20 protein-coding genes, 1 tRNA gene and 1 pseudogene are annotated in these 24128 nt (G+C 52.1%); 13 read left to right on the top strand and 9 right to left on the bottom strand.

What is annotated here, in order from left to right; all coding sequences use genetic code 11:
* Positions 1-63: 63 nt before the first annotated feature.
* Positions 64-3669, top strand: a complete 3606-nt coding sequence (gene uca / locus H0248_RS01880) for an urea carboxylase (RefSeq protein WP_180784455.1) — start codon at positions 64-66, stop codon at positions 3667-3669.
* Positions 3670-3881: 212 nt separating this feature from the next.
* On the opposite strand, the gene H0248_RS01875 is transcribed toward uca, so the two are convergent.
* Together H0248_RS01875 and H0248_RS01870 are read right to left on the bottom strand one after the other, a co-directional pair.
* Positions 3882-3958: transfer RNA gene (locus tag H0248_RS01875), tRNA-Val, on the bottom strand.
* Positions 3959-4118: 160 nt separating this feature from the next.
* The gene (locus H0248_RS01870) at positions 4119-5492 is read right to left on the bottom strand and encodes an MATE family efflux transporter (RefSeq protein ID WP_180784454.1); all 1374 of its coding nucleotides are present in this window, start codon (positions 5490-5492) and stop codon (positions 4119-4121) included.
* A gap of 248 nt (positions 5493-5740) precedes the next feature.
* Here H0248_RS01870 and H0248_RS01865 point away from each other — a divergent pair, with 248 nt between their 5' ends.
* Entirely contained in the window at positions 5741-6376 is a 636-nt protein-coding gene (locus H0248_RS01865; RefSeq protein WP_039289006.1) for a riboflavin synthase, read from the top strand.
* Between the two features lie 96 nt (positions 6377-6472).
* Here H0248_RS01865 and H0248_RS01860 read toward each other — a convergent pair.
* A pseudogene (locus H0248_RS01860) lies at positions 6473-6661 on the bottom strand (class I SAM-dependent methyltransferase); the annotation flags it as partial.
* A gap of 161 nt (positions 6662-6822) precedes the next feature.
* On the bottom strand, positions 6823-7848 hold the full coding sequence (gene purR / locus H0248_RS01855) for an HTH-type transcriptional repressor PurR (protein WP_180784453.1): 1026 nt from the start codon (positions 7846-7848) through the stop codon (positions 6823-6825).
* Between the two features lie 389 nt (positions 7849-8237).
* Between purR and cydH the strand changes: the two genes are divergently transcribed.
* Positions 8238-8327 carry a cytochrome bd-I oxidase subunit CydH gene (cydH, locus tag H0248_RS01850; protein WP_014915740.1) on the top strand — a complete coding sequence of 30 codons (90 nt, stop codon included), beginning with the start codon at positions 8238-8240 and terminating at the stop codon, positions 8325-8327.
* Positions 8328-8437: 110 nt separating this feature from the next.
* Here cydH and H0248_RS01845 read toward each other — a convergent pair whose 3' ends face one another.
* Positions 8438-9289, bottom strand: coding sequence for a C40 family peptidase (locus tag H0248_RS01845; RefSeq protein WP_110163970.1), 852 nt, complete (start codon positions 9287-9289; stop codon positions 8438-8440).
* 342 nt (positions 9290-9631) lie between these two features.
* Between H0248_RS01845 and H0248_RS01840 the strand changes: the two genes are divergently transcribed.
* Positions 9632-9982 (top strand): Grx4 family monothiol glutaredoxin, encoded by a 351-nt coding sequence (locus H0248_RS01840; RefSeq protein ID WP_010276591.1) that lies wholly within the window; start codon positions 9632-9634, stop codon positions 9980-9982.
* 103 nt (positions 9983-10085) lie between these two features.
* Here the strand turns inward: H0248_RS01840 and rnt are convergent, their stop codons facing one another.
* The gene (rnt, locus tag H0248_RS01835; protein WP_039279581.1) at positions 10086-10757 is read right to left on the bottom strand and encodes a ribonuclease T; all 672 of its coding nucleotides are present in this window, start codon (positions 10755-10757) and stop codon (positions 10086-10088) included.
* A gap of 145 nt (positions 10758-10902) precedes the next feature.
* Positions 10903-11310, bottom strand: a complete 408-nt coding sequence (gene gloA / locus H0248_RS01830) for a lactoylglutathione lyase (protein WP_010276601.1) — start codon at positions 11308-11310, stop codon at positions 10903-10905.
* Positions 11311-11599: 289 nt separating this feature from the next.
* On the opposite strand from gloA, the gene H0248_RS01825 reads away from it, so the two are divergent.
* Both H0248_RS01825 and slyA read left to right on the top strand, forming a co-directional pair.
* Positions 11600-11839, top strand: coding sequence for a DUF1289 domain-containing protein (locus tag H0248_RS01825; protein WP_180784452.1), 240 nt, complete (start codon positions 11600-11602; stop codon positions 11837-11839).
* A gap of 227 nt (positions 11840-12066) precedes the next feature.
* The gene (gene slyA / locus H0248_RS01820) at positions 12067-12504 is read left to right on the top strand and encodes a transcriptional regulator SlyA (protein WP_010276609.1); all 438 of its coding nucleotides are present in this window, start codon (positions 12067-12069) and stop codon (positions 12502-12504) included.
* Between the two features lie 129 nt (positions 12505-12633).
* Here slyA and H0248_RS01815 read toward each other — a convergent pair whose 3' ends face one another.
* Positions 12634-13101, bottom strand: coding sequence for an outer membrane lipoprotein (locus H0248_RS01815; protein ID WP_116163340.1), 468 nt, complete (start codon positions 13099-13101; stop codon positions 12634-12636).
* A 349-nt stretch (positions 13102-13450) separates the two neighbouring features.
* On the opposite strand from H0248_RS01815, the gene anmK reads away from it, so the two are divergent.
* The 5 genes from anmK to pdxY all read left to right on the top strand — a co-directional run bounded on the left by anmK (position 13451) and on the right by pdxY (position 18226).
* Entirely contained in the window at positions 13451-14563 is a 1113-nt protein-coding gene (gene anmK / locus H0248_RS01810) for an anhydro-N-acetylmuramic acid kinase (RefSeq protein ID WP_180784451.1), read from the top strand.
* A gap of 97 nt (positions 14564-14660) precedes the next feature.
* Positions 14661-14978 (top strand): MliC family protein, encoded by a 318-nt coding sequence (locus H0248_RS01805; RefSeq protein WP_039359311.1) that lies wholly within the window; start codon positions 14661-14663, stop codon positions 14976-14978.
* 107 nt (positions 14979-15085) lie between these two features.
* On the top strand, positions 15086-15769 hold the full coding sequence (pdxH, locus tag H0248_RS01800; RefSeq protein WP_039471966.1) for a pyridoxamine 5'-phosphate oxidase: 684 nt from the start codon (positions 15086-15088) through the stop codon (positions 15767-15769).
* Between the two features lie 234 nt (positions 15770-16003).
* Entirely contained in the window at positions 16004-17281 is a 1278-nt protein-coding gene (tyrS, locus tag H0248_RS01795) for a tyrosine--tRNA ligase (protein ID WP_180784450.1), read from the top strand.
* An 84-nt stretch (positions 17282-17365) separates the two neighbouring features.
* Entirely contained in the window at positions 17366-18226 is an 861-nt protein-coding gene (pdxY, locus tag H0248_RS01790; RefSeq protein WP_180784449.1) for a pyridoxal kinase PdxY, read from the top strand.
* A 38-nt stretch (positions 18227-18264) separates the two neighbouring features.
* On the opposite strand, the gene gstA is transcribed toward pdxY, so the two are convergent.
* The gene (gene gstA / locus H0248_RS01785) at positions 18265-18873 is read right to left on the bottom strand and encodes a glutathione transferase GstA (protein ID WP_180784448.1); all 609 of its coding nucleotides are present in this window, start codon (positions 18871-18873) and stop codon (positions 18265-18267) included.
* Positions 18874-19756: 883 nt separating this feature from the next.
* On the opposite strand from gstA, the gene H0248_RS01780 reads away from it, so the two are divergent.
* Both H0248_RS01780 and acnA read left to right on the top strand, forming a co-directional pair.
* Positions 19757-21061 (top strand): dicarboxylate/amino acid:cation symporter, encoded by a 1305-nt coding sequence (locus tag H0248_RS01780; RefSeq protein ID WP_180784447.1) that lies wholly within the window; start codon positions 19757-19759, stop codon positions 21059-21061.
* A gap of 375 nt (positions 21062-21436) precedes the next feature.
* A complete protein-coding gene (gene acnA, locus H0248_RS01775; RefSeq protein ID WP_180784446.1) occupies positions 21437-24109 on the top strand; it encodes an aconitate hydratase AcnA in 2673 nt (890 codons plus the stop codon).
* Positions 24110-24128 lie beyond the last annotated feature (19 nt).

The raw sequence follows: 24128 nt of genomic DNA, 5'->3' as shown, positions 1-24128 counted from the left end.
ATGGACGACCATCATGCGGATCGCATTTTGGCGGGACGACCCGCCCTTGCATGAGTCTAGCGTATGTTCGACAAACTTCTGATTGCCAACCGTGGCGCGATTGCGTGCCGTATTCTGCGTTCGCTACGTGAGATGAACGTCCGTGGCGTCGCGGTCTATTCTGATGCCGATATCAGTAGCCTGCATATTCAGGATGCCGATGAAGCCATTAGTCTGGGAGAGGGCGCGGCGGCTCATACCTATCTGGATGTAGAAAAAATTCTCTCTGCGGCGCAGCGCAGCGGCGCGCAGGCCATTCATCCCGGCTATGGTTTTCTGTCCGAGAATGCGGCGTTTGCCGAAGCCTGCGAAGCGGCGCAGATTGCCTTTGTCGGGCCGACGCCGCAGCAGCTACGTGTATTTGGTTTAAAGCATACCGCGCGCGCGCTGGCGAAGCAGCACAACGTACCGCTGCTGGAAGGCACCGAGCTGCTGGAAAATATTGATGCGGCCCTCGGTGCGGCGGCGGCAATCGGCTATCCGGTCATGCTTAAAAGCACGGCCGGAGGCGGTGGGATCGGGATGCGCGTCTGCTATAGCGCCACGGAACTGTCCGACGCGTTTGAAACAGTAAAGCGTCTGGGGCAGAACAACTTCAGCGATGCGGGCGTATTCATCGAAAAATATATCGAACGCGCCCGACATCTGGAGGTGCAGATTTTTGGCGATGGGCAGGGCGACGTGCTGGCGCTGGGTGTTCGGGACTGCTCGGTGCAGCGTCGTAACCAGAAAGTGATTGAAGAAACACCCGCGCCCAACCTGCCGGACGGGGTCGCCGATGCGCTGTGTGCGGCGGCGATCAGTCTGGCACAGGCGGTAAATTATCGCAGTGCCGGAACGGTGGAATTCGTTTATGACAGCGCGACGGACCGTTTTTACTTTCTTGAAGTCAATACGCGCCTACAGGTGGAACATGGCGTAACGGAACAGGTCTGGGGCGTGGATCTGGTGCGCTGGATGATCGAATTGGCTGCGGGGGATTTACCACCGCTGCGCGAGCTGTCTGCCGGATTGAAGCCGCAGGGGCATGCGATTCAGGCACGTCTGTACGCGGAAGATCCGGGCAAACAGTTCCAGCCGTCGCCGGGATTACTGACGGAAGTTGCGTTCCCCGCCGCAGAAGGACAGAGCCTGCGTATCGATACCTGGGTGACGGCCGGGTGCGAGATTCCCCCATTTTTCGACCCGATGCTGGCTAAGATCATCGCCTGTGCGTCCACCCGCGAACAGGCGATGGCGGGGCTGGATCGGGCGCTGGCGGACACGCGACTCTACGGTGTGGAGCACAACCGTGACTATCTGCGCCAGATTTTAGCGGCAGATCCGTTTGCCAGCGGTCAGCCGTGGACGCGCTGTCTGGATGCGTTGGTCTACCAGGCGACAACCTGCGAAGTGGTAAGCGCCGGTACGCAGACCACCGTACAGGATTATCCCGGACGTCTCGGCTACTGGGCGGTCGGCGTGCCGCCATCGGGACCGATGGACGATCGCGCGCTGCGTTTAGGCAACCGTCTGGTGGGGAATCCGGCGGGAATGGCGGCGCTGGAAGTCACGATGAACGGGCCGACATTACGTTTTAATACGGACGCTGTAGCGGCAGTCACTGGTGCGGCTATCGCTATCGAGCTGGACGGTCAACCTGTGCCGATGGATCGCGTATTTGCGATACCGGCGGGTGGCACGCTGCGGTTAGGTGCGGCGAGTGCGCAAGGGGTTCGCAGCTATCTTTGCCTGCGTGGCGGTATTGATGTGCCGGACTATCTCGGCAGTAAAAGTACCTTCACGCTGGGGCAATTTGGCGGCCACGCGGGCAGGGCGCTGCGGGCGGGTGACGTCTTGCACCTTGCGCCGCTGGCTGACCGACGTATTGGAGACCGCCTGCCGGACGCATTGCGCACCACATTGTCTGCGGTGCGTGAACTACGTGTGATTTACGGCCCGCATGCGGCACCGGACTATTTCACGCCTGCCTATATGGAAACGTTCCTCACCACCGAGTGGGAAGTCCATTTTAACTCCAGCCGCACGGGTGTGCGCCTGATTGGGCCGAAACCAGAGTGGGTGCGCGACAGCGGTGGAGAAGCCGGGCTACATCCTTCGAATATTCACGACAACCCGTATGCCATTGGCGCGGTGGATTTCACTGGCGATATGCCGGTTATTCTGGGGCCGGACGGCCCGAGCTTGGGTGGTTTCGTCTGTCCGGTGACGATAATCGAAGCCGACCTGTGGGTGCTAGGGCAGCTTAATGCGGGCGACCGTGTGCGCTTTATTCCTGTCGATCTCCCGACGGCGCGCGCATTGGCGCAGGCACGTCATGCAGAGGTGGAACAGCTTGCCCCGATCGCTGTCGAGTGGTCGCCTGCCGCGCTGATTTCTCCGGTAGTGTTGGATACCGGTGAGGAGGATAAACGGCTGATTGCACGGCTGTCCGGCGATACTCATTTGCTGCTGGAAGTGGGGGCGGCGGAACTGGATGTGGCGCTGCGTTTTCGTGTCCATGCGCTGATGCTGGCGCTGGAGCAACAGACGCTCGATGGCATCATTGACGTGACGCCGGGCATTCGCTCGTTGCAGGTGCACTATCGCCCCGAAATGCTTTCGTTACAGCACCTGTTGGATGTGCTTTCTACGCTATGGCAGGACGTTTGCACCCAGCAGAATCTGACAGTGCCATCACGAGTGGTTTATCTGCCGCTGTCCTGGGACGATCCCGCCTGCCAGTTGGCGATCCAAAAATACATGACCACGGTACGCAGCGATGCGCCCTGGTGCCCGAGCAACCTTGAATTTATCCGCCGTATTAACGAATTGGATAATCTTGATGAGGTTTACCGAACGGTCTTTGACGCCAGTTATCTGGTGATGGGGCTGGGCGATGTTTACCTCGGCGCACCGGTGGCAACGCCGCTGGATCCACGCCACCGTTTGGTCACCACCAAATATAACCCGGCGCGTACCTGGACGGCGGAAAACTCGGTGGGCATCGGCGGCGCGTACCTGTGCGTGTACGGCATGGAAGGGCCGGGCGGCTACCAGTTTGTCGGACGCACGTTGCAAATGTGGGATCGCTATCGCGGCGTTGGCGCATTTGACGGTAAGCCGTGGCTGCTGCGCTTCTTTGACCAAATTCGCTTCTATCCGGTGTCGGCCGACGAGTTGTTATCGATCCGACGGGATTTCCCGCTAGGGCGCTACCCGCTACGGATCGAGCAAAGCGAACTGGCGCTAAACGACTATCAGGATTTCCTGTCGCGAGAAGCGGAAGCGATCGAAACATTCCGTGTGCGTCAGCGGGCTGCGTTTGAGGCAGAGCGCGAGCGCTGGCGTATTGCCGGTCAATCAGTGACGGATAGCGTGGACGTGGTGATTGAAGAAGCGAGCGAAGTACCGATCCTGCCGGGACAGGCCGGCGTAGAAAGCCCGATTTCCGGTAATCTCTGGCAAGTGACGACGGAGATCGGCAAAACGGTAGCCGAGGGTGAAACGCTGATGATTCTCGAATCCATGAAAATGGAAATCCCGATTGTGTCGCCGCAGCGTGGCACGGTGCGGGAGATCCGCTGTCAGCCCGGCGCATCCGTTCGCGCGGGGCAATGCGTGGTGGTGATCGAATCACAAGCGGAATAACGGCGGCGCTCTGTCGTATTCATTCACAAATAGTCTAATTAGGTAATCAGCAATTCTGAAAACGCAGGCTGGAGGCATAAATGGCTTCTGGCCTGTTAATACAGACGCTGTGTTAATTAGCAGATATAGAGGGTAGCTACCCTGATAATAGCAGCACTAATCGAATATAAGAGACAATAAAGAAAGGACGTAATCGAAGAAAAAACAAGAAATGGTGCGTTCAATTGGACTCGAACCAACGACCCCCACCATGTCAAGGTGGTGCTCTAACCAACTGAGCTATGAACGCATTAAGATACCGTGCTGCCTGTCTGACAGCGAGGCGAATAGTAGCGAGCAAGGGGAAAACTGGCAAGAGGAAAAATGCAATTTTGTGCTCTTGCCAGTGCGATTGCTGGGGTTGTATCCATTATGTCGTTTTTTTCGACGTAAACTGGATGAAACGTTATCTAGCGAGCGGCGCGCGCTAAAATCCGTGCGGCGGGTTGGCGCTGGAGAAAACGAATCCGCGTCACCATCATCACGGCCGCTGCCGTCAGGCCAATGATGAAACCACACCAGAAGCCCGCAGGCCCCATGCGCGGCACGATAATATCCGTCAACGCCAGCAGATAGCCGCTCGGTAGGCCCAAGACCCAGTACGCCGTGAACGTAATATAGAAAATTGACCGGGTATCTTTATAACCGCGCAGAACACCACTGCCGATCGCCTGAACGGCGTCGGAAATTTGATAAACGGCAGCCAACAGCATGAGCTGAGAAGCCATTGCCACAACCAGCGGATCCTGATTGTAGAGCAGGGCGATAGGCTCACGCAGCAGTGTGGTGAAAATGGCCGTACAGCTGGCTAACGCCACGCCGGCCATGATACCGGTGTGTGCGGCGATACGGGCGTTTTCAACCGAACCTTCCCCTAAGCGGTGTCCGACGCGAATGGTGGTCGCAACGCCAACCGAGAGAGGAAGAACGAACATTAGCGAGCTGAAGTTCAGAGCAATCTGGTGACCCGCCACATCGACGACGCCCAGCGGCAATACCAGCAGTGCCACCACGGCAAACAGTGTTACTTCAAAAAGTAATGCCAGCGCGATAGGTAAACCGAGGCCAAAGAGGCGCTTCAGCACGGCAACGTCCGGGCGGAATGCGGGACGGTGCAGGCGGATATCGCGTAGCCAGGAAGCGCGTCGGGTATAAAGCATCATCAATAGCATCATGATCCAGTAAACCGAGGCGGTAGCCACGCCGCAGCCAACGCCGCCCAGTTCGGGCATGCCAAATTTACCGTGGATAAAGATGTAGTTGATCGGGATGTTGATTAACAGCCCGATGAATCCAATCATCATGCCGGGGTAGGTTTTGGACAGCCCTTCACACTGGCAGCGTAAAACCTGATAGAACAGATAGCCGGGAACGCCCCACAGCAGCGCATGCAGATAGCCGATGGCTTTTGCAGCCAGCTCGGGCGAACTGTCGCTCATCAGGTTAATGGCGTATTCCCCCTGATACAGCACCAGCATCGTAAGCACAGAAATGATGGCGGCGAGGAAGAAGGACTGTCGCACCTGATAAGAGATGCGATCGCGTCGGCCGGAACCGTTGAGCTGTGCGACAACGGGCGTCAGCGCCAACAGCAGGCCATGGCCAAAAAGAATGGCGGGTAGCCAGATAGAGGTTCCCACGGCGACGGCGGCCATATCGGTGGCGCTATAAGCACCGGCCATGACGGTGTCAACCACACCCATCGACGTTTGGGACACTTGCGCAATAATGACAGGAACAGCAAGCGCCGATAATTTACGCGCTTCTGTCAGATACTGTTGCACGGATACCTTCCTTGAATGACTTAATTTTGCTAGCGGGATGAATAATCTGGATATGAAAAACGTCAAGAATAAAATGAGAACGTTATTGTAACGACTTAATAAAAGTAAACCAGCTTGAAAGAGAATATATTCTTTTTGTTACGCTGCGGTTTCGATAACCTCTGACGTACCGTATTCCGGTTTGGTTTTCCGCGGAATATCGGGCACACTGCACAACGTCATTTCTTTGTTTTTAAGAGGCAAACCGCATGTTTACCGGTATTGTTCAGGGCACCGCGCCGGTGGTGTCGATTGAAGAAAAATCCAACTTTCGCACGCACATTGTCCAGCTCCCGCCCGACCTGTTGCCAGGGCTCGTGCCCGGCGCTTCGGTGGCGCACAACGGTTGCTGCCTGACGGTAACCGCCATTGACGGCGATCGTGTCAGTTTTGATCTCATGAAGGAAACGCTGCGGTTAACGAATCTGGGCGATATTCATGAAGGTGATGTCGTCAATATTGAGCGTGCCGCAAAATTCGGTGATGAGATTGGTGGACACGTCATGTCGGGCCACATCATGTGTACGGCGGAAGTGGTGAAGATTCAGGTGTCAGAGAATAATCATCAGATTTGGTTCCGCCTTGCGGATGAAGCGCTGATGAAATACGTGCTGCATAAAGGTTTCGTTGGGATTGACGGTATCAGCCTGACGGTAGGCGAAGTGACCCGTGGACGTTTCTGCGTGCATTTAATTCCAGAAACGCTGAACCGTACCACGTTGGGGCAGAAGCGTCTGGGCAATCGGATTAATATCGAAATCGACCCGCAGACACAGGCCGTGGTCGATACGGTCGAGCGCGTGTTGGCTAGCAAGCAGGCGAGCGAGCTCGGCAAGGAAGAGTAATTCCTACGTTGCACATTCTGGTAAACCGGACGGCGTTGCTACCGTCCGGTTTCTCTTTTCAGTCAGCACACGACTTTCTGTCAACACACAATGCTGTCAGCGCGCAACGCGCAATCCACCGTCGACTCCATCCGTGCTGAACAAGACCTGCCAGAGCTGAAGTTTCCTTGCTCTGAAAGCCCCTGCACAAAAGTTAAGATAGTAGCTGAACATCCGGCGGAAGCGGGCCGTGTAGCGTGTGGAAAGCCGTGGCCAGTTTTGCTGAAAGCGAGCGTGCCAAGCCATTCAGGACAACACTTATCGCCGCTGAGGTATCGGCTGTCACCAGAGAAAATGAAACACGGGATTAAATGTAGAACTGCTTCAGCCAGCATACAAGAGAATTGGCTGAAGCAGAGAGGGGAAGCAGCAGGAATAAAAAAATCGTCGGTACAGAATGGCTGCGGCTAGCGGCGATAGTCGAGGTAGGGGCCGTCTGCAACCGAGCGGCGTTCAATCAACGTCGGGTGCACTTCAATGACGTGTGCATCTTCCCGCTTACTGGTAATGCGATCCAGCAGCATCGCGAAAGCGGACTGTCCCAAACGCTCCTTTGGCTGGTGGATGGTGGTTAGCGCAGGCGTAAAGAAACGCGCGTGGCGCACGTTGTCATAACCGATCACCGAAATATCCTGCGGCACACGCAGACCCAGCTCATCAGCCGCACAGATAGCCCCCATTGCCATAATATCGCCACCGCAGAATACGGCCGTTGGACGCTGTTTCTGTGCGAGGATCTTGTGCATGGCTTTGTAGCCGGATTCCGGTTCGAAATCGCCCCGAACTACCCATTCGTCGCGTATGGTGATGTCGGCTTCCTTCAACGCTTTCAAAAAGCCGAGGTAGCGCCCGCTGCCGGTGTTGCGTTCTTGAGTGCCGGGGATGGCACCGATATCCCGATGGCCGCGTTCAATCAGGTAGCGACCCGCCATATAACCGCCTTCAAAGGCGTTATCGATAATCGTATCGGTAAAATCGCTATGCATCTGTCCCCAGTCCATAACGACCATCGGAATACTGCGATAATCTTCCAACATCGACAACAGCTCTGGTGGGTATTCAGCGCACATTACCAACAGGCCATCGACGCGTTTTTGCGCCAGCATGGAAAGATAGGCTCGCTGTTTGCCGATATCGTTATGCGAATTACACAGCACCAGCGTGTAGCCTTTGGCATAGCAGCTGTTTTCAACGGCTTCAATGATCTCGGCAAAATAGGGGGCTTCGCTGGATGTGGCTAGCAAACCGATAGATTTAGTGTGATTAACTTTGAGGCTGCGGGCGACGGCGCTGGGCGAATAGTGCAATTCTTTGATTGCCGCCCTGACGGCTGCCTTAGTCTCTTCGGCGACGAAACGTGTTTTATTGATCACGTGCGATACGGTTGTGGTGGAAACGCCAGCACGTTTTGCCACATCTTTAATCGTTGCCATCTAAAAATGACTCCTGAATTTACCTGTTGCAGACGTAAGTATATTGTTAATCGTTTGCCTACGTTTAATGTTCTTCTTCTAAGCTAAAAAACAGGATTTCAGAAGGAGAATGCCGAATGTTATACCGAAGGGATCTGGGTTGACGTTTTTCGACTGATACGCAGCGCTTTCATAAACAGCGGATTGTGTCCGATTTATCATGAAAGTTAAAGGGCTAATTTATACTATTAGTGATGCATTCGTCCGAGATTTTTCGCTACAATTATGAAAGAATCGTAATAACCCTATTATTTGTGGCTTTTACTACCTAAACGGGTTTGGCTGTGAATGGTGGTGTCTTTTCAGATGAAGTTTTCAGATAAAATTCGTTCGTTAATAAGGAGTAATTCATGGATACAGATCTGAAGATGTCTTTGCTGACAACTGTGGGTTCGTTGGCTGTGATCATCGCGTTTAGTTTTATTGCGGTGCTGAACTAACCGAACGGTGCCTCTGAGCGGGTTAGGTATTCAGACACGTTGATGATGCATAAAACGTGTCTGAATCACTTTTCTTCACAGCGCTTTTCTCTACTACGTACACCTGTCTCTTAACGAATCGTCTGCGGCGTCACCACGCGACGTGCGCCAACGTAGTGTTCCTGCCAATAATCTTCACTCAGCTTGCTGATACGAATATCTGAGCCTGTACGCGGCGACTGAATAAATTTTCCTTCACCCAGATAAACCCCGACGTGATCGGCTGCGCCACGATTATTGATGCGGAAGAAGACCAGATCGCCACTTTCCAGCTCGCTCTTTTTAATCGGAGCGGCGTCACGCAGGTGATACATTTCGTTTGCGGTGCGTGGGATTTGGATCTTAACGACATCTTTGTAGGCGTAATAAACCAGTCCGCTACAGTCGAATCCGGTAAAGGGAGACGAACCGCCCCAGTGATAAGGCTTACCTATCTGGCTCATCAACTTATTCATTGCGGTCGTTTTGGCATGCTGATAGCGTTTTTTATGTGCTGCACTTAGCGCCATTCCTTTTTCTGTCGGCGCTGGATTTTTATCCGCTTTCCCCTTGAGTGCGCTCTTCTTCAGTCCGGTTTTGACTCTGGCTTGTGCGGTGGTTTGTTTCTCTTCTTCAGGCTTCAGCTTTTTAAGATTTTTTTTCACGAGCGCGGGCGTGCTGCTTTGCGTCCGTGACAGCTTTTTTTCTGTCACTTTGCTCGGGGTGCGGGATTTGGTTTTATTGCTGACGGCGGTAGGTTCTGGTTTTTTGCTTTTGATCGGCGTCGGTGACTTAGCATTACCCTTTGTTTGGCGGCTTTTCTTATTCGTTTCTACCACGGCGCTTTTCTTTGGCGCAGAATGCGGGGTATGCGGCGCAGCCTGAACGATGTTCAGGGATAGATTACTGAAAAATAATATAAAAAGGGTAATAAATAAGCGCATAATAACAGTGACCGAACATAATCCTTAACTCGCTCAATCCGCACAGTATTCCTGAAAACGGCGTCATAAAAAAGTGGGCATGGTCGCTTTATTCATACAGAATAGTGAAAAAACGTTAATAGTTATTTTTTCGATTGATTTATCAGCGTTTTCTGGCGTTGATTTCATCAATGGTGAATATCTTCAAGGGAAAAATAACCCTACAAAAAATGGCGTTTTTTTGTGGCTAGTGGCATCGGTACAATATCCCTGAGTCAATGTCGCTGTCGTAGTACCTCTGACGGCGGCTCATGGCTAGCGTTTTGGACGTTAGCCATCCTATAGAATTAAGGAAGCAAGAAGATGACGACACCGACAATTGAAAAAATTCAGCGCCAAATTGCTGAAAACCCGATTCTGCTGTACATGAAAGGCTCCCCGAAATTGCCAAGCTGCGGCTTTTCCGCACAGACTGTTCAGGCGTTGTCTGCCTGTGGTGAACGTTTTGCGTATGTTGATATTTTGCAGAACCCAGACATTCGTGCTGAGCTGCCGAAATACGCGAACTGGCCGACATTCCCACAGCTGTGGGTTGATGGTGAGCTGATTGGCGGTTGTGATATCGTAGTTGAAATGTTTCAGCGCGGTGAACTACAGCCGCTGATCAAAGAAACTGCAGACAAATACAAAGCGCAGCAGGCTGATCAAGAATAATGCTTTCGCCTAGCGTGATGACGATGTCAAACGTTGTTACGCTGCGAGCGTAAATCCTGCCAACGGGTGCCTTTATGGCACCCGTTTTTTGATCTCGGCCTTTTTAGTCTTCGGCTGACGCGTCTTCCAGCGAATTTTCTTCCAGTGCAATCGGCCATCCGCCCAGACGTTTCCAGCGGTTAACCAACTCACAGAACAGCAATGCCGTCTGGTTGGTGTCATACAGCGCGGAATGCGCCTGGCTGGAATCAAACGCAATACCAGCGGTAATACAGGCTTTAGCAAGGACCGTCTGGCCTAACACCAGTCCGCTAAGTGCTGCGGTATCGAAAGTGGCAAAAGGGTGGAAGGGATTACGTTTCAGGCTACAGCGCTCGGCCGCCGCGGCCATAAAGCTATGATCGAATGTAGCATTATGGGCCACGATAATCGCGCGGTTGCAGCCCTGATCTTTAATGCCTTTACGCACGACTTTGAAAATTTCATGCAGTGCATCATATTCGCTCACGGCACCACGTAGCGGGTTGGTGGGGTCAATGCCGTTAAACGCCAGTGCGGCGGGCTCCAGAATCGCGCCCTCAAAAGGTTCGACATGAAAATGTAGCGTTTCATCTGGCTGTAACCAACCGTCTTGGTCCATTTTTAATGTTACCGCCGCAACTTCCAGCAAGGCATCGGTTTTCGCATTAAATCCGGCGGTTTCAACATCAATCACTACCGGGTAAAACCCACGAAAACGGCCGCTCAGGGCGTTCAGATCACTTTTATCAGCCATTTTTCTCTTAATTGTTAGCAAAACGCAGCGCGCATTATTGCAAATTTTGACCGGAGATGCAGCATGCCTGTGCTGTTTCAAACGGTGGAGATAGCTGAAGAGGGGGGAGAACAGGTGCCGATACAGCACCTGTAGAATACGGAGATTAGTGACCGATGCCGTTACCGGCGTGGGCGTTCTCGATCAATTCGATTTTATAACCGTCTGGATCTTCGATGAATGCGATCACGGTTGTACCGCCTTTGACCGGGCCTGCTTCGCGCGTGACATTGCCACCCGCTTTGCGGATGCGCTCGCAGGTTGCGGCAACATCGTCAACGCCCAGCGCGATATGACCATAGGCGTTGCCCAAATCATAGCTGTCGACGCCCCAGTTGTAGGTCAGTTCGATAACTGCGCCTTCGCTCTCTTCGGTATAACCGACGAAAGCCAACGTGTATTTGTACTCGGTATTCTCGCTGGTGCGCAGCACGCGCATGCCCAGGATTTGGGTATAGAAATCGATAGAACGTTGTAAATCGCCAACACGCAGCATGGTGTGAAGTAAGCGCATAGTGTCCTCGTTAAAAAATGCAACAAAGAGGAAAGTATAGCGTTGTGGCGCTACCGAGTCCAAGCTGTTGGGATGATGCTAAAAATGCGACACTACGGTGAGGTTTGTGTTAAAACGTACTCTCAGGAGGGGTAAATAGCGCGTTGGGGCAATTTTAGGCTGCCTGGCGTGTAAAAAAATCGTCAGTTATTACAATGGTTACCTAATTATTTTCATTGTGACTGTCCGTTTGGGCTTGCCAGCGGTAAAGAACAGGGCTTCAATAAATAGAGTTGTAGTAGGAGGTGTTGTGCCAGAGCAACTTGAACTCTTTGTTGTCCCTAATCCATGCCGTGGTATTTGTCAGGCGGGTGAAAGCGGATATTGTCGCGGTTGCTTTCGCAGTCGTAATGAGCGCTTTAGTTGGGGCCAAATGAGTGATGCGCAGAAACAGGATGTGCTGCGTTTGTGTCGGCAGAGAATGAAACGTTCACAGCGTTCAGAGAAATCCGATACACTAGCAGAGTCCCGTCAGCCATCGTTGTTCTAAGTTATCTTGTCTTAGATGATCTATTTACGTGAAATTTTGTTTAAGTAACGCAGGAGCGTTCGATTGAATAAAATAAGCCTGAGATCATTTTTAAAAGACTTTTATTTGATAGAATCCATTTCATATGGATCTATATTTACAACAAGAAAGTCATTTTTTATTTTTATAAATCAGAGTTGATTGCAATCCAGGGATATAACTTAGCGTGCTAACAATAAGGAGAGGTGATGGAATTGCCATTAGGATCTGATTTAGCCCGTCTGGTGCGCGTATGGCGTGCGCTGGTCGATCATCGATTAAAACCACTTGAACTGACTCAGACGCATTGGGTCACGTTGCATAACATATACCATCTACCTCCTGGGCAGTCGCAGATTCAACTCGCCAAAGCGATAGGTATTGAGCAACCCTCATTAGTCCGAACACTGGATCAGCTTGAGGAAAAAGGGTTAATCACTCGCCACGTTTGTGCGCACGATCGTCGGGCAAAACGTATTATGCTGACCGAATCAGCAGAACCAATCATACAGGCAGTCAATGGGGTAATTAGCCATACACGTAGTGAAGTCTTATTTGGTATTACGCCGGAGCAGGTGGATGAATTAGCGCTGCTGGTTTCGCGTCTTGAGAAAAATATATTGGCATTACATGAGAATCAAGCGTAGCTAAATTTGGGTTATGCAGAGGGAGAATTAAATCCCAGCAAGATTACCGGTATCGATTATTGGTTATTTATTCTGGGAGTTGATTATTCGTTGTGACGATCGCCGCCATCNNGCGATCGTCACACAGCATTAGCGTGGGGAAACGGTAATGCTGCGGCCATTGCTGGCCATGGCAACGCGTTGACCTGCGCTGAATTTCGTATCGCCTTGTTTCTGAACTACCATGATGGTACTGCCATCATCACGACGAATTTCCAATTCTACGCCCTGTGTACGGTTCAGCGCACTCGTAGCACTTTGACCTGCTACCCCACCGGCTACAGCACCCGCTGCCGTCGCCAAGCTACGGCCAGAACCACCACCGATAGTGTTGCCCAGGAAACCACCCAGCACAGCACCGCCGAGCGCACCGATCACGTTAGAATCTTCTCCCGCTTGAATTTGAACCGGACGCATAGAAACAATCGTACCGTAGGTCACGGTCTGCACTTGTTTAGCTTCGGATGCACTGTAAACATCACCTGAAAGCGTACTAGTATTAGCACAACCAGCCAGCGTGATACCAGCAAGGGTAACCACAAGTAAACGCTTCATCATAATACAAACTCCTTAATCACGAATATGTCGGGCTGGCTAAGCCTCGGCCGACGCAGTGTTATACCAATAAATTATGGTCTGGCTCAGTGTAGCATGCCACTCTTTTTACTCTTTTTTTCAGAATATAATAGTGCGCTTAAATTGCGTATAAACAGAGAAGTAAATAGTACGAGAAGTGGCTTTTTTTGTAGCAAATATTATCAAAAACCAATATTTGGTTAAAACCTAACCCGTGTGGAAAAAACATAAAAATTTTAATAATTCAGCGTGTTAACGTGCTACTTTTATTCTCGATGCAACGGTTGTTATCGGTGTTCTCTTTTTATCCCACAGGGGCAAAGACTATATAATGAGATCAGGCAGATATATTGGCGTAATGTCCGGCACCAGCCTGGATGGTGTGGATGTTGTGCTAGCCGCGATTGACGAGCATACGGTTGCTCAGCAGGCCAGCTATTGTCACCCGATACCGCAGGACATCAAACTGGCCATCCTGGGTATGTGTCAGGGGCAGGCGGTGACGCTGTCGGCGCTGGGGCAGTTGGATACCCGCCTGGGCATCTTGTTTGCCGAAGCAGTGCTGATGCTGCTTAAAGAGACGGCGTTGGGGGCGAAGGATATCACCGCGATTGGCTGCCATGGGCAGACGGTTTGGCATGAGCCCACGAGCGATGCGCCTTGTACGTTGCAGATCGGCGATAATAACCGCATTGCCGCCTTGACGGGCATCACAACCGTGGGGGATTTTCGTCGCCGTGATTTGGCTTATGGCGGGCAGGGGGCTCCGCTGGTACCAGCGTTCCACCATGCGTTGCTGTTGCATCCTGTCGAACGACGTATTGTGCTCAACATTGGTGGCATCGCCAATCTGTCGCTGTTGGTGCCGAGGGCACCCGTGCGTGGCTACGACACCGGTCCTGGCAATATGCTGTTGGATGCCTGGATCTGGCGGCACTGCGCGCAGCCGTATGATAAAGACGCCGTGTGGGCGATAAGTGGTCAGGTGAATCCGCTATTGCTACGCCGGATGCTGACCGATCCTTATTTTGCGTTGCGAGCGCCCAAAAGCACCGGGCGTGAGTATTTCAATCTGGGCTGGCTGGAAAGAATGCTGTCTGGCCTGTCGCCGATAGCGCCGCAGGATGTTCAAGCGACGCTGGCTGAGTTAACGGCGGTGAGCATCGCTGAACAAGTGCTGTTGGTCGGTGGGTGTGAACGCTTGCTGGTTTGTGGCGGTGGCGCGCGTAATCCGCTCATTATGGCGCGTCTCTCAGCACTGCTGCCGGGTATTGAAGTCAGCACGACGGATGAATGCGGCGTGAGCGGCGATGATATGGAAGCACTGGCATTTGCCTGGCTGGCGTCACGCACGCTATCAGGGTTGCCGGGCAATCTGCCGTCTGTCACGGGAGCGAGTCAGGAAACGGTGTTAGGCGCGATTTATCCGGTCAACGCGAATTAATCAGATTTTGCCGAGAGGCTCATTGTTATCCTCTTGTTAAACTTAAATGAGCGGCAGCGTCAGTTGCCGTCATCGACAAGAATGACAGGAGAAAAGAATGAAACGATTGCTGACAGGGACAGCGCTGATTCTGCTGAGTGGATGCAGTTATTTTGGTCATAAGCAGACGGTGGAAACGCTGCATTATCAATGCGGGACAATGCCGCTAACCGTGACGCTACAGCAGGGTGGTGAAGCGACTCCACAGGTGAGTTTCCTGCTGGACGGTGAACGTCTCACGCTCCCTCAAGTGGTGTCTGCTTCTGGCGTCAGATACAGCAATGACACCTACACATTCTGGAGCAAAGGCGATCGTGCATTTATCCAACGGGGTGAACGGGTTATCGTAGACGACTGCGTATTGGCACCAATGTAACTGACGCCGGACGCTAGTGATGTCGCTGCTGATTGCGATTTTTCGGGTACGGGAGCAAAATGGGATTTTCGCCCGCTTCTGGCCCGACATTGCGACAGCAGGATATTATGACTCAGGAACGCTCCCCTTCTGACGGTTCTCCTCTTATTCAACCCGCCGATATTGCTGACATCCGCCGTGAATACACGCGTGGCGGGCTTCGCCGTAGCGATCTTCCCGCGAACCCGCTGGATTTATTTGAACGCTGGCTAAAGCAGGCCTGCGATGCAAAACTGGCCGACCCTACCGCGATGTCCGTTGCGACCGTGGATGAGCACGGGCAGCCTTACCAGCGTATCGTTCTGCTGAAACACTATGATGAGAAAGGTATGGTGTTTTATACCAATATGGGCAGCCGCAAAGCCCATCATCTGGAAAACAATCCACGTATCAGCCTGCTGTTCCCTTGGCATATGCTAGAGCGGCAGGTCATCGTGCTGGGGCGCGTAGAGAAGCTGCCGGCGCTTGAGGTGCTGAAATATTTCCACAGCCGCCCGAAAGATAGCCAAATTGGTGCGTGGGTATCTAAGCAGTCCAGCCGGATTTCAGCGCGCGGCGTGCTGGAAAGCAAATTTTTGGAATTGAAGCAAAAATTCCAGAATGGCGAGGTGCCTTTGCCGAGCTTCTGGGGTGGTTTCCGCGTTGTTATCGATTCTGTCGAATTTTGGCAGGGTGGTGAACACCGTCTGCATGACCGATTTTTCTACCAGCGGCAGGACGAGGGGTGGCAGATCGATCGTTTAGCGCCTTAATCGCGAAATATCCGTGTTAAACGCTGGCGCTCCTATCATCAGCACTTTATCCTATGGAGTTTCGCGTTGGCTGGGCATTGCGCGGCGATATGGCGTTCATAGCCTGTTGCGTAAATCACGCAGCAGCGAAATCATCATGCGACAGCAGACAGGTATGCTGCGCATCTCTCACGGCGTTGTGCGTCAACCCAACGGGTACGTAACAGCCTGTTTTTTATAAAAATGGAGTTATCGATGGCGAGTAGTAACCTGATTAAACAATTGCAAGAGCGGGGCTTGATTGCCCAGGTGACGGATGAGGAAGCGTTAGCAGAGCGGCTGGCGCAAGGGCCAATTGCACTGTATTGCGGCTTTGATCCCACCGCCGACAGCTTGCATTTGGGGCATCTGGTGCCGCTGCTCTGCCTGAAACGCTTCCAGCTGTCTGGCCACAAGCCGGTGGCGCTGGTTGGCGGTGCCACGGGGCTGATCGGTGACCCAAGCTTTAAAGCCACAGAACGTAAGCTGAACACGGCTGAAACCGTGGGTGAGTGGGTAGAGAAGATTCGTCGTCAGGTTTCCCCATTCCTGGATTTTGACTGCGGCAAAAACAGCGCGGTCGCGGCTAATAATTACGATTGGTTCGGCAGTATGAACGTGCTGGATTTCCTGCGTGATATCGGCAAGCACTTCTCCGTTAATCAGATGATTAGCAAAGAAGCCGTTAAACAGCGTTTAAACCGTGATGATGTCGGCATTTCGTTCACCGAGTTTTCCTACAACCTGCTGCAGGGGTACGACTTTGCCTCGCTGAACAAGCAGCATGATGTCGAGCTGCAAATCGGTGGTTCTGACCAGTGGGGCAACATCACGTCAGGTATCGATTTGACACGCCGCATGAACCAGAAACAGGTTTACGGTTTGACTGTGCCGCTGATCACTAAGTCAGATGGGACGAAATTCGGTAAAACGGAAGGCGGCGCGATCTGGCTGGATGCCAGCAAGACCAGCCCTTACAAATTCTACCAGTTCTGGATCAACACGGCGGATGCCGATGTGTATCGCTTCCTGAAATTTTTCACGTTCATGAGCCTCGAAGATATCGATGCGCTGGAAGAAGAAGACAAAAACAGTGGCAAAGCTCCACGCGCGCAGTACGTGCTGGCGGAAGAGGTGACCCGTATGGTTCACGGCGAAGCCGGTCTGGAAGCGGCTCGTCGTATTACACAAAGCCTGTTCTCTGGCGCATTGCAGGATATGACGCAGGACGACTTTGCGCAGTTGGCGCAGGATGGTATGCCGATTATCGAACTGGAAAACGGTGCGGATTTGCAACAGGCGCTGGTCAGCGCTGAGCTCGTGCCGTCACGCGGTCAGGCTCGTACGATGATCTCTTCGAATGCGGTCACCATTAACGGTGAAAAACAGGCTGACCCTGAATATACCTTCAGCGATGCCGACCGTCTGTTTGATCGCTACACCTTGCTGCGTCGCGGCAAAAAGCACTACTGCCTGATCTGCTGGAAAGCATAAGCATTACCAATAAGGGAGCGTTAGCTCCCTTTCTTCTTGTAAGTTGAGGCGCACAGGCGCTGGCAAGGATCTGAGTCATAGCTAATGAAAAATATACTTTCCATCCAGTCACATGTCGTTTTTGGTCATGCTGGTAACAGCGCGGCAGAGTTTCCGATGCGTCGGATGGGCGCAAACGTTTGGCCGTTGAATACGGTGCAGTTCTCCAATCATACCCAATACGGTCACTGGACGGGGTGTGTGATGCCCGCCAGCCACCTGACCGAGGTGGTGCAGGGAATGGCGAACATCGACAAACTGAAGACCTGTCATGCGGTGTTGAGCGGCTATATCGGCTCTGCCGAGCAAGGGGAACATATTTTGGGCATTGTTCGTCAGGTGAAAGAGGCTAATCCTGACGCGCTGTACTTCTGCGATCCGGTGATGGGTACGCCGGAGAAAGGCTGTATCGTCGCGCCCGGTGTGTCTGATTTTCACTGCCAGCAGTCGCTGCTCGCGGCCGACATTATCGCGCCGAATCTGCCTGAACTGGAACTGCTGGGTGGCCGTACCGTGCATAACGTGGCTGAAGCTGTAGAGACCGCGCGTGCCCTGTGTGCAAAAGGGCCAAAAATCGTTCTGGTAAAACACCTGAGTCGTGCAGCCACGCGTGAAGACAGCTTTGAAATGTTGTTGGTGACGCCGACGGATGCCTGGCACATCAGCCGCCCGCTGGTAGAGTTTGAACGTCAACCTGTCGGTGTGGGTGATTTAACCAGTGGATTACTACTGGTGAACTTGCTGAAGGGCGTGGCGTTGGATAAAGCGCTGGAGCACACTACGGCGGCGGTCTATGAAGTCATGCTGGTGACGAAAGAGATGAATGAGTATGAGCTACAGCTGGTTGCGGCTCAGGATGGGATTGCCAATCCGCGTCATCACTTTCAGGCAACTCGCCTGTCGTAAAACGTATAACGCCCCGAATATTGGGGCGTTATTGCATGTCAACCTTTCAACCTTTCAACCTTAAGCGCGGTAACGACGGAAGGGCGTTCGGCAATATGGTCGAGGTAAGCGGTCAGCGCAGGGTAGCGGAACATATCCAGTTTTAGCGACTGCGCCCAGCGCATTACGGTAAACAGATACGCATCGGCGATACCGAAACGGTTGGCGACCAGATAGTTTTGTTCACTCAATATCATATTGATATAACGGAACTTAACCTGCAGATATTCCATCAACAACTCTTTATACGTTTCCGGTGTGCCGGGGCGAAAAAGTGGTGTAAAGGTTTTGTGTAGCTCAGCAGAAATGTAGTTCAGCCACTCAACCGTATGGTAGCGTGCTATACCCCCAGTAGGAGCGATAAGGTTACAGTGCGGAACCATATCTGCGATGTATACGGCGATGGCAACCCCTTCAGTCAGGATAGACCCATCATCCAGTTCTAATGCTGGCACCATCCCTTTTGGGTTGATGAACGTATAGTCGGTTCCACGCTCTGTCTTTTTCGTACGCAGATTGACCTTCTCCAGCTTGAATTCCAGTTTGGATTCGATCAAAACAATGTGTGTAAAAAGAGAACTGCTTTCGGCTTTGTAAAACAGTTTCATGGAGAACGCTTCCTATTCTTCTTCCATCAACACATGCGCTGATGATTGCTGCATAACGATATGTCGTTTTTTTACAACAAAACGTAACGGGAGAGTGTGAGGCTTCTTGCAAAATACGCCTTATGTATGATTTTTACATGAAATATGCGCGATTTTTGCGGCGAAAAGTTAAATTTTTATACGTTACTCTGGGGCAATCTTACCGGTGCTAACGGCGGCGATCGGTAAAGCCACATAGTGTGTGACAGAGGCCACTTTTGTTTGGGACAGAAACCGCAGCATTACGGATTGCGAGTGTGACTTCTGGGTTGGCAATAATCGGGATAGGCTGATGGAAGAAAGGGGAGGTCTGGGCGGTATTTTCGACGCATGATTTATCGTGGTTAATTAATCATTACTAAATTTGTTGATAAGAAAAATTTCATTAGTGACAGGTTTCGTATTTTTCATGACACCGTCGATTTAAGTTATTTACCCATGGTGAGCGTCTAATGAATATTCAAAAAATAAATAGGAAAAGGTATGAAGGGGAATTACTTCAAAGTGACATTGATTGAACCACCCCTTTATTTACCGCATATAATAAATGAGGGGTAGTTATGTCCAACGGTTATCGTAGGGTGCGTGCAATATTAATGAATAGCGACGTTTATAATTATACGTTACATCTCGTCGAGATTTTTTCTATCAGTGATGGAAAAACACATATGCTTCCCGAGTAACTATTATCATCACATCAAAACACATTATCACCACATCAAGACACAGAGAATACGCCGATAAAAATCGGATAAGTCGTCGTTTGCTTACGCCTATGTGTTAGTCGGCTCATGTTTGCTAATAATGCGTATTGTCTGATTCTATTCATTATCATGAGGTTACTATGAAAAAGAACAGGTTATTGTTTTTTATAGCCTTGGCTATTCTTCTCGGGATTATTGTTGGCGGTGCCTGTCATGCTTTATTAACAGTGCAGGAGGCCAAAGAGGTCGTCTCCTATTTTAATTTAGTGACCGATGTTTTTCTGCGCCTGATAAAAATGATTATTGCGCCATTGGTCTTCGCCACATTGGTTTCTGGCCTTGCTAGCATGGGGAACTCTTCTTCCGTTGGCCGAATAGGGCTGAAGGCGATGGTGTGGTTTATTTGCTCTTCCGTGGTTTCTCTTTTTATTGGCATGATGTTAGCAAATATTTTTGAGCCAGGCGTCGGAATGAATCTCGCCATTCCAAGTACACCAATAGCGGTAGAGACCGGCGTGAATACCGGTGGATTTACACTGAAAAGCTTCATTGCGCATATATTTCCACGCAGCATCGTCGAAGCGATGGCGAATAACGAAATATTGCAGATTCTGGTGTTCTCGATGTTCTTCGGTTCCGCGCTGGCTTTTGTGAAAGGCCAGAATAAACATGCCGTCACGATGGAATCGATGATCGAGGAACTGGCGAAAGTGATGTTCCGAGTGACGGATTATGTCATGCGGTTAGCGCCTCTGGCCGTCTTTTCCTCTCTGGCGTCGTCTATTACGACTGAAGGGCTGGGGCTGCTCCTCGATTTTGGCAAAGTCATTGGTGAGTTCTACCTTGGTCTGGCGCTGTTATGGGGGCTCATGTTTGGAGCTGGTGCACTGTTCCTCGGCAAGAAAGCAACCTGGGGTCTGATCAAACTGTTGCGCGAACCCAGTATGCTGGCGTTTGCCACCGCCAGCAGCGAAGCGGCCTATCCGAAAACGATGGAAGCGCTGAGCGAATTCGGCGTTCCCAAAAAAATCACCAGCTTTGTACTCCCATTGGGGTATTCCTTTAACCTTGTCGGTTCCATGATTTATCAGGCTTTTGCCATTCTGTTCATCGCGCAGGCTTACAATATCCACTTAAGTTTTACGGAGCAGACCCTGATTCTGCTGACGCTGATGATCACCAGTAAAGGTATGGCGGGCGTGGCACGCGCCGCGGTTGTGGTAGTAGCAGCCACCTTGCCGATGTTCAGCTTACCCGAAGCGGGCATTTTGCTGATTATTGGTATCGATCAGTTCCTGGATATGGGCCGCACGGCGACCAATGTGATTGGTAACGGCATGGCGACCGCGGTTGTGGCTAAGCTCGAACGAAACCACGATCTGGAAGAACCCGAGCATGAGCATGCCGACGAAGAAACACCGGTGATGGCTGCCGGGAATGTCTAAATTAACGTCAGGTTAATACACTGAGACAAGCGGCCTTCGGGCCGTTTCTCTCTTTGCTCTCCTCCATACGCGACCGTGACTGTTTTCCATCCTCTTCATATTCCCATTGGCGTTTATTCTGATTTGCTTCTTTTCAATAACTAACGGCTATCGCTGCGTTCATATCGCATTGTTGCAAAAACGTTATTTTTTGTTTGTGTTATCTTTAAACAAGACCGCAAGCTCAGGCTGGTTATTGATTAATCGCCCGATGCAGAATAACGAATATCCCCTAAATAATTCGAGTTTCAGGCAGGCGGCAAGAGAAGGCATCCCGATGAGCTTACTCNNCAACTTGAAGTATGACGGGTATAGCAAGTTAATTTGGGAGGAAGCATGTCATCACACCTTCGCGACACTTGTCTGGACACACTGACGGTACAGAAGCAGATTTACCATTACTACAGCCTGCCGAAGGCGGCGCAAACGCTTGGGAGCATCGATAAATTACCGAAGTCGCTCAAAGTGCTGCTGGAGAATTTATTGCGTCATCAGGACGGCGACACGGTAGAGCATGACGATCTTCAGGCGGTCGTAGACTGGCTGAAGACGGGCCATGTTGACCGAGAAATCGCCTATCGTCCCGCGCGTGTATTGATGCAGGACTTTACCGGCGTGCCTGCCGTGGTCGATCTGGCGGCAATGCGAGCGGCGGTGAAACGGCTGGGCGGCGATGTGAATAAGGTTAACCCGCTGTCGCCGGTCGATCTGGTGATTGACCACTCGGTGACGGTTGACCACTTCGGCGATCGTCAGGCACTCGTGGATAACACGCAGTTGGAAATGGCGCGTAACCGTGAGCGTTATGAGTTTTTACGCTGGGGACAAAATGCCTTTAGTTACTTCAGCGTCGTGCCGCCGGGAACCGGGATTTGCCACCAGGTGAATCTGGAGTATCTCGCCAAGGCTATCTGGTATGAAAAGCAGGGCGACAAACAGTTTGCCTATCCGGATACGCTGGTAGGAACCGATTCGCATACCACGATGATTAACGGTTTAGGTGTGCTCGGCTGGGGCGTCGGCGGGATAGAGGCCGAGGCCGCGATGCTGGGGCAACCTGTATCGATGCTGATCCCTGACGTGGTCGGCGTCAAGCTAAGCGGCAAGATGCGCGAAGGGATCACGGCAACCGATCTGGTTCTGACGGTCACGCAGATGCTGCGTAAGCACGGCGTGGTCGGTAAGTTTGTGGAATTTTACGGCGATGGACTGGATTCGCTGCCGCTGGCGGACCGCGCAACCATCGCCAACATGGCACCGGAATATGGTGCGACCTGCGGCTTTTTCCCTATCGATCAAATCACGCTGGATTACATGCGATTGACCAACCGCGCTGAAGAACAGATCGCGCTGGTGGAAGCCTACAGTAAGCAGCAGGGGCTGTGGCGTAATATGGGTGATGAACCGGTATTCACGAGCCAGCTCGCGCTGGATTTGTCGACGGTGGAAACCAGTCTGGCAGGGCCGAAACGTCCGCAGGATCGCGTGCCTTTAGCGGGCGTGCCGGAAGCCTTTAAAGCCAGTCGGGAGCTGGAAGTCAGCGCGGTGAAGAACCGTTCTAACTATGAAGAATTCACGCTGGAAGGCGAAACGCACCGTTTACAGCAGGGGGCCGTCGTGATCGCTGCGATCACCTCCTGTACCAATACCTCTAACCCGAGCGTGCTGATGACGGCCGGGCTGCTGGCAAAAAATGCCGTAGAGCGCGGTCTGAAAACCAAGCCGTGGGTCAAGACCTCGCTGGCGCCGGGCTCGCGTGTCGTGACGGATTACTATGCTAAAGCGGGATTGACACCGTTCCTCGACGAACTGGGATTCAATCTGGTGGGCTACGGCTGTACCACCTGTATTGGCAATTCAGGCCCGCTGCTGGATGCGATTGAAGCCGCGATAAAAGCCGGCGATCTGACGGTCGGCGCAGTGCTGTCAGGCAACCGTAACTTTGAAGGCCGTATTCATCCGCTGGTGAAGACGAACTGGCTGGCATCGCCGCCGCTGGTGGTCGCGTATGCGTTGGCAGGAAATATGAACGTCGATCTGACGCAAGAACCGCTGGGTGAAGATCGTGACGGAAAAGCCGTCTACCTGAAAGATATCTGGCCGTCGACGAAAGCGGTTGCGGACGCAGTATTGAACGTCAGCGCAGGCATGTTCCACAAACAGTATGCCGCCGTGTTTGAAGGCACGCAGGAGTGGCAAGATATTGAAGTCGACAACAATCCTACCTATCAATGGCCGGAAGAATCGACCTATATCCGCCAGACGCCTTTCTTCCTGGATATGGGGAAAGAGCCTGAGCCGGTTCAGGATATCCACAACGCACGCATTCTGGCGATGCTGGGTGATTCGGTGACAACCGACCATATCTCTCCGGCAGGCAATATCAAACGCGATAGTCCGGCAGGGAAATATTTGCTGGAGCGCGGCGTCGAAACGGCGGAGTTCAACTCTTACGGTTCACGGCGTGGTAACCACGAAGTGATGATGCGCGGGACGTTTGCCAACATTCGTATCCGTAATGAAATGGTGCCTGGTAAAGAGGGCGGCTATACCCGTCACATTCCGTCGCAGAATGAGATGACAATCTATGATGCGGCGATGCGCTACAAGGACGAAAATGTCCCTCTGGCACTGTTTGCTGGTAAAGAGTATGGTTCCGGTTCCAGCCGTGACTGGGCCGCGAAAGGCCCGCGTTTGCTGGGCGTCCGCGTGGTGATTGCCGAATCGTTTGAACGTATTCACCGTTCTAACCTGATCGGGATGGGGATTTTGCCGCTGGAGTTTCCTGACGGTGTGACGCGTAAGACACTGCAATTAACCGGCGATGAGCAAATTTCGATTACGGGGCTAAATCAGTTGACGCCTGGGGCGACGGTTGAGGTCAACATCACGGATACCAGCGGTAACACGCAGACCATCAGTACCCGCTGCCGCATCGATACCCGTAACGAACTGACCTACTACCAGAACGACGGCATCCTGCACTACGTGATCCGTAATATGCTGTAACGCCACTCCTGTTCAGACC

Source organism: Pectobacterium brasiliense (assembly GCF_013449685.1).
In the GTDB taxonomy this organism is placed as follows: domain Bacteria; phylum Pseudomonadota; class Gammaproteobacteria; order Enterobacterales; family Enterobacteriaceae; genus Pectobacterium; species Pectobacterium brasiliense_A.
Note: the sequence above shows the minus strand (reverse complement) of the source record. Positions and strands in the feature narration are given on the sequence as shown.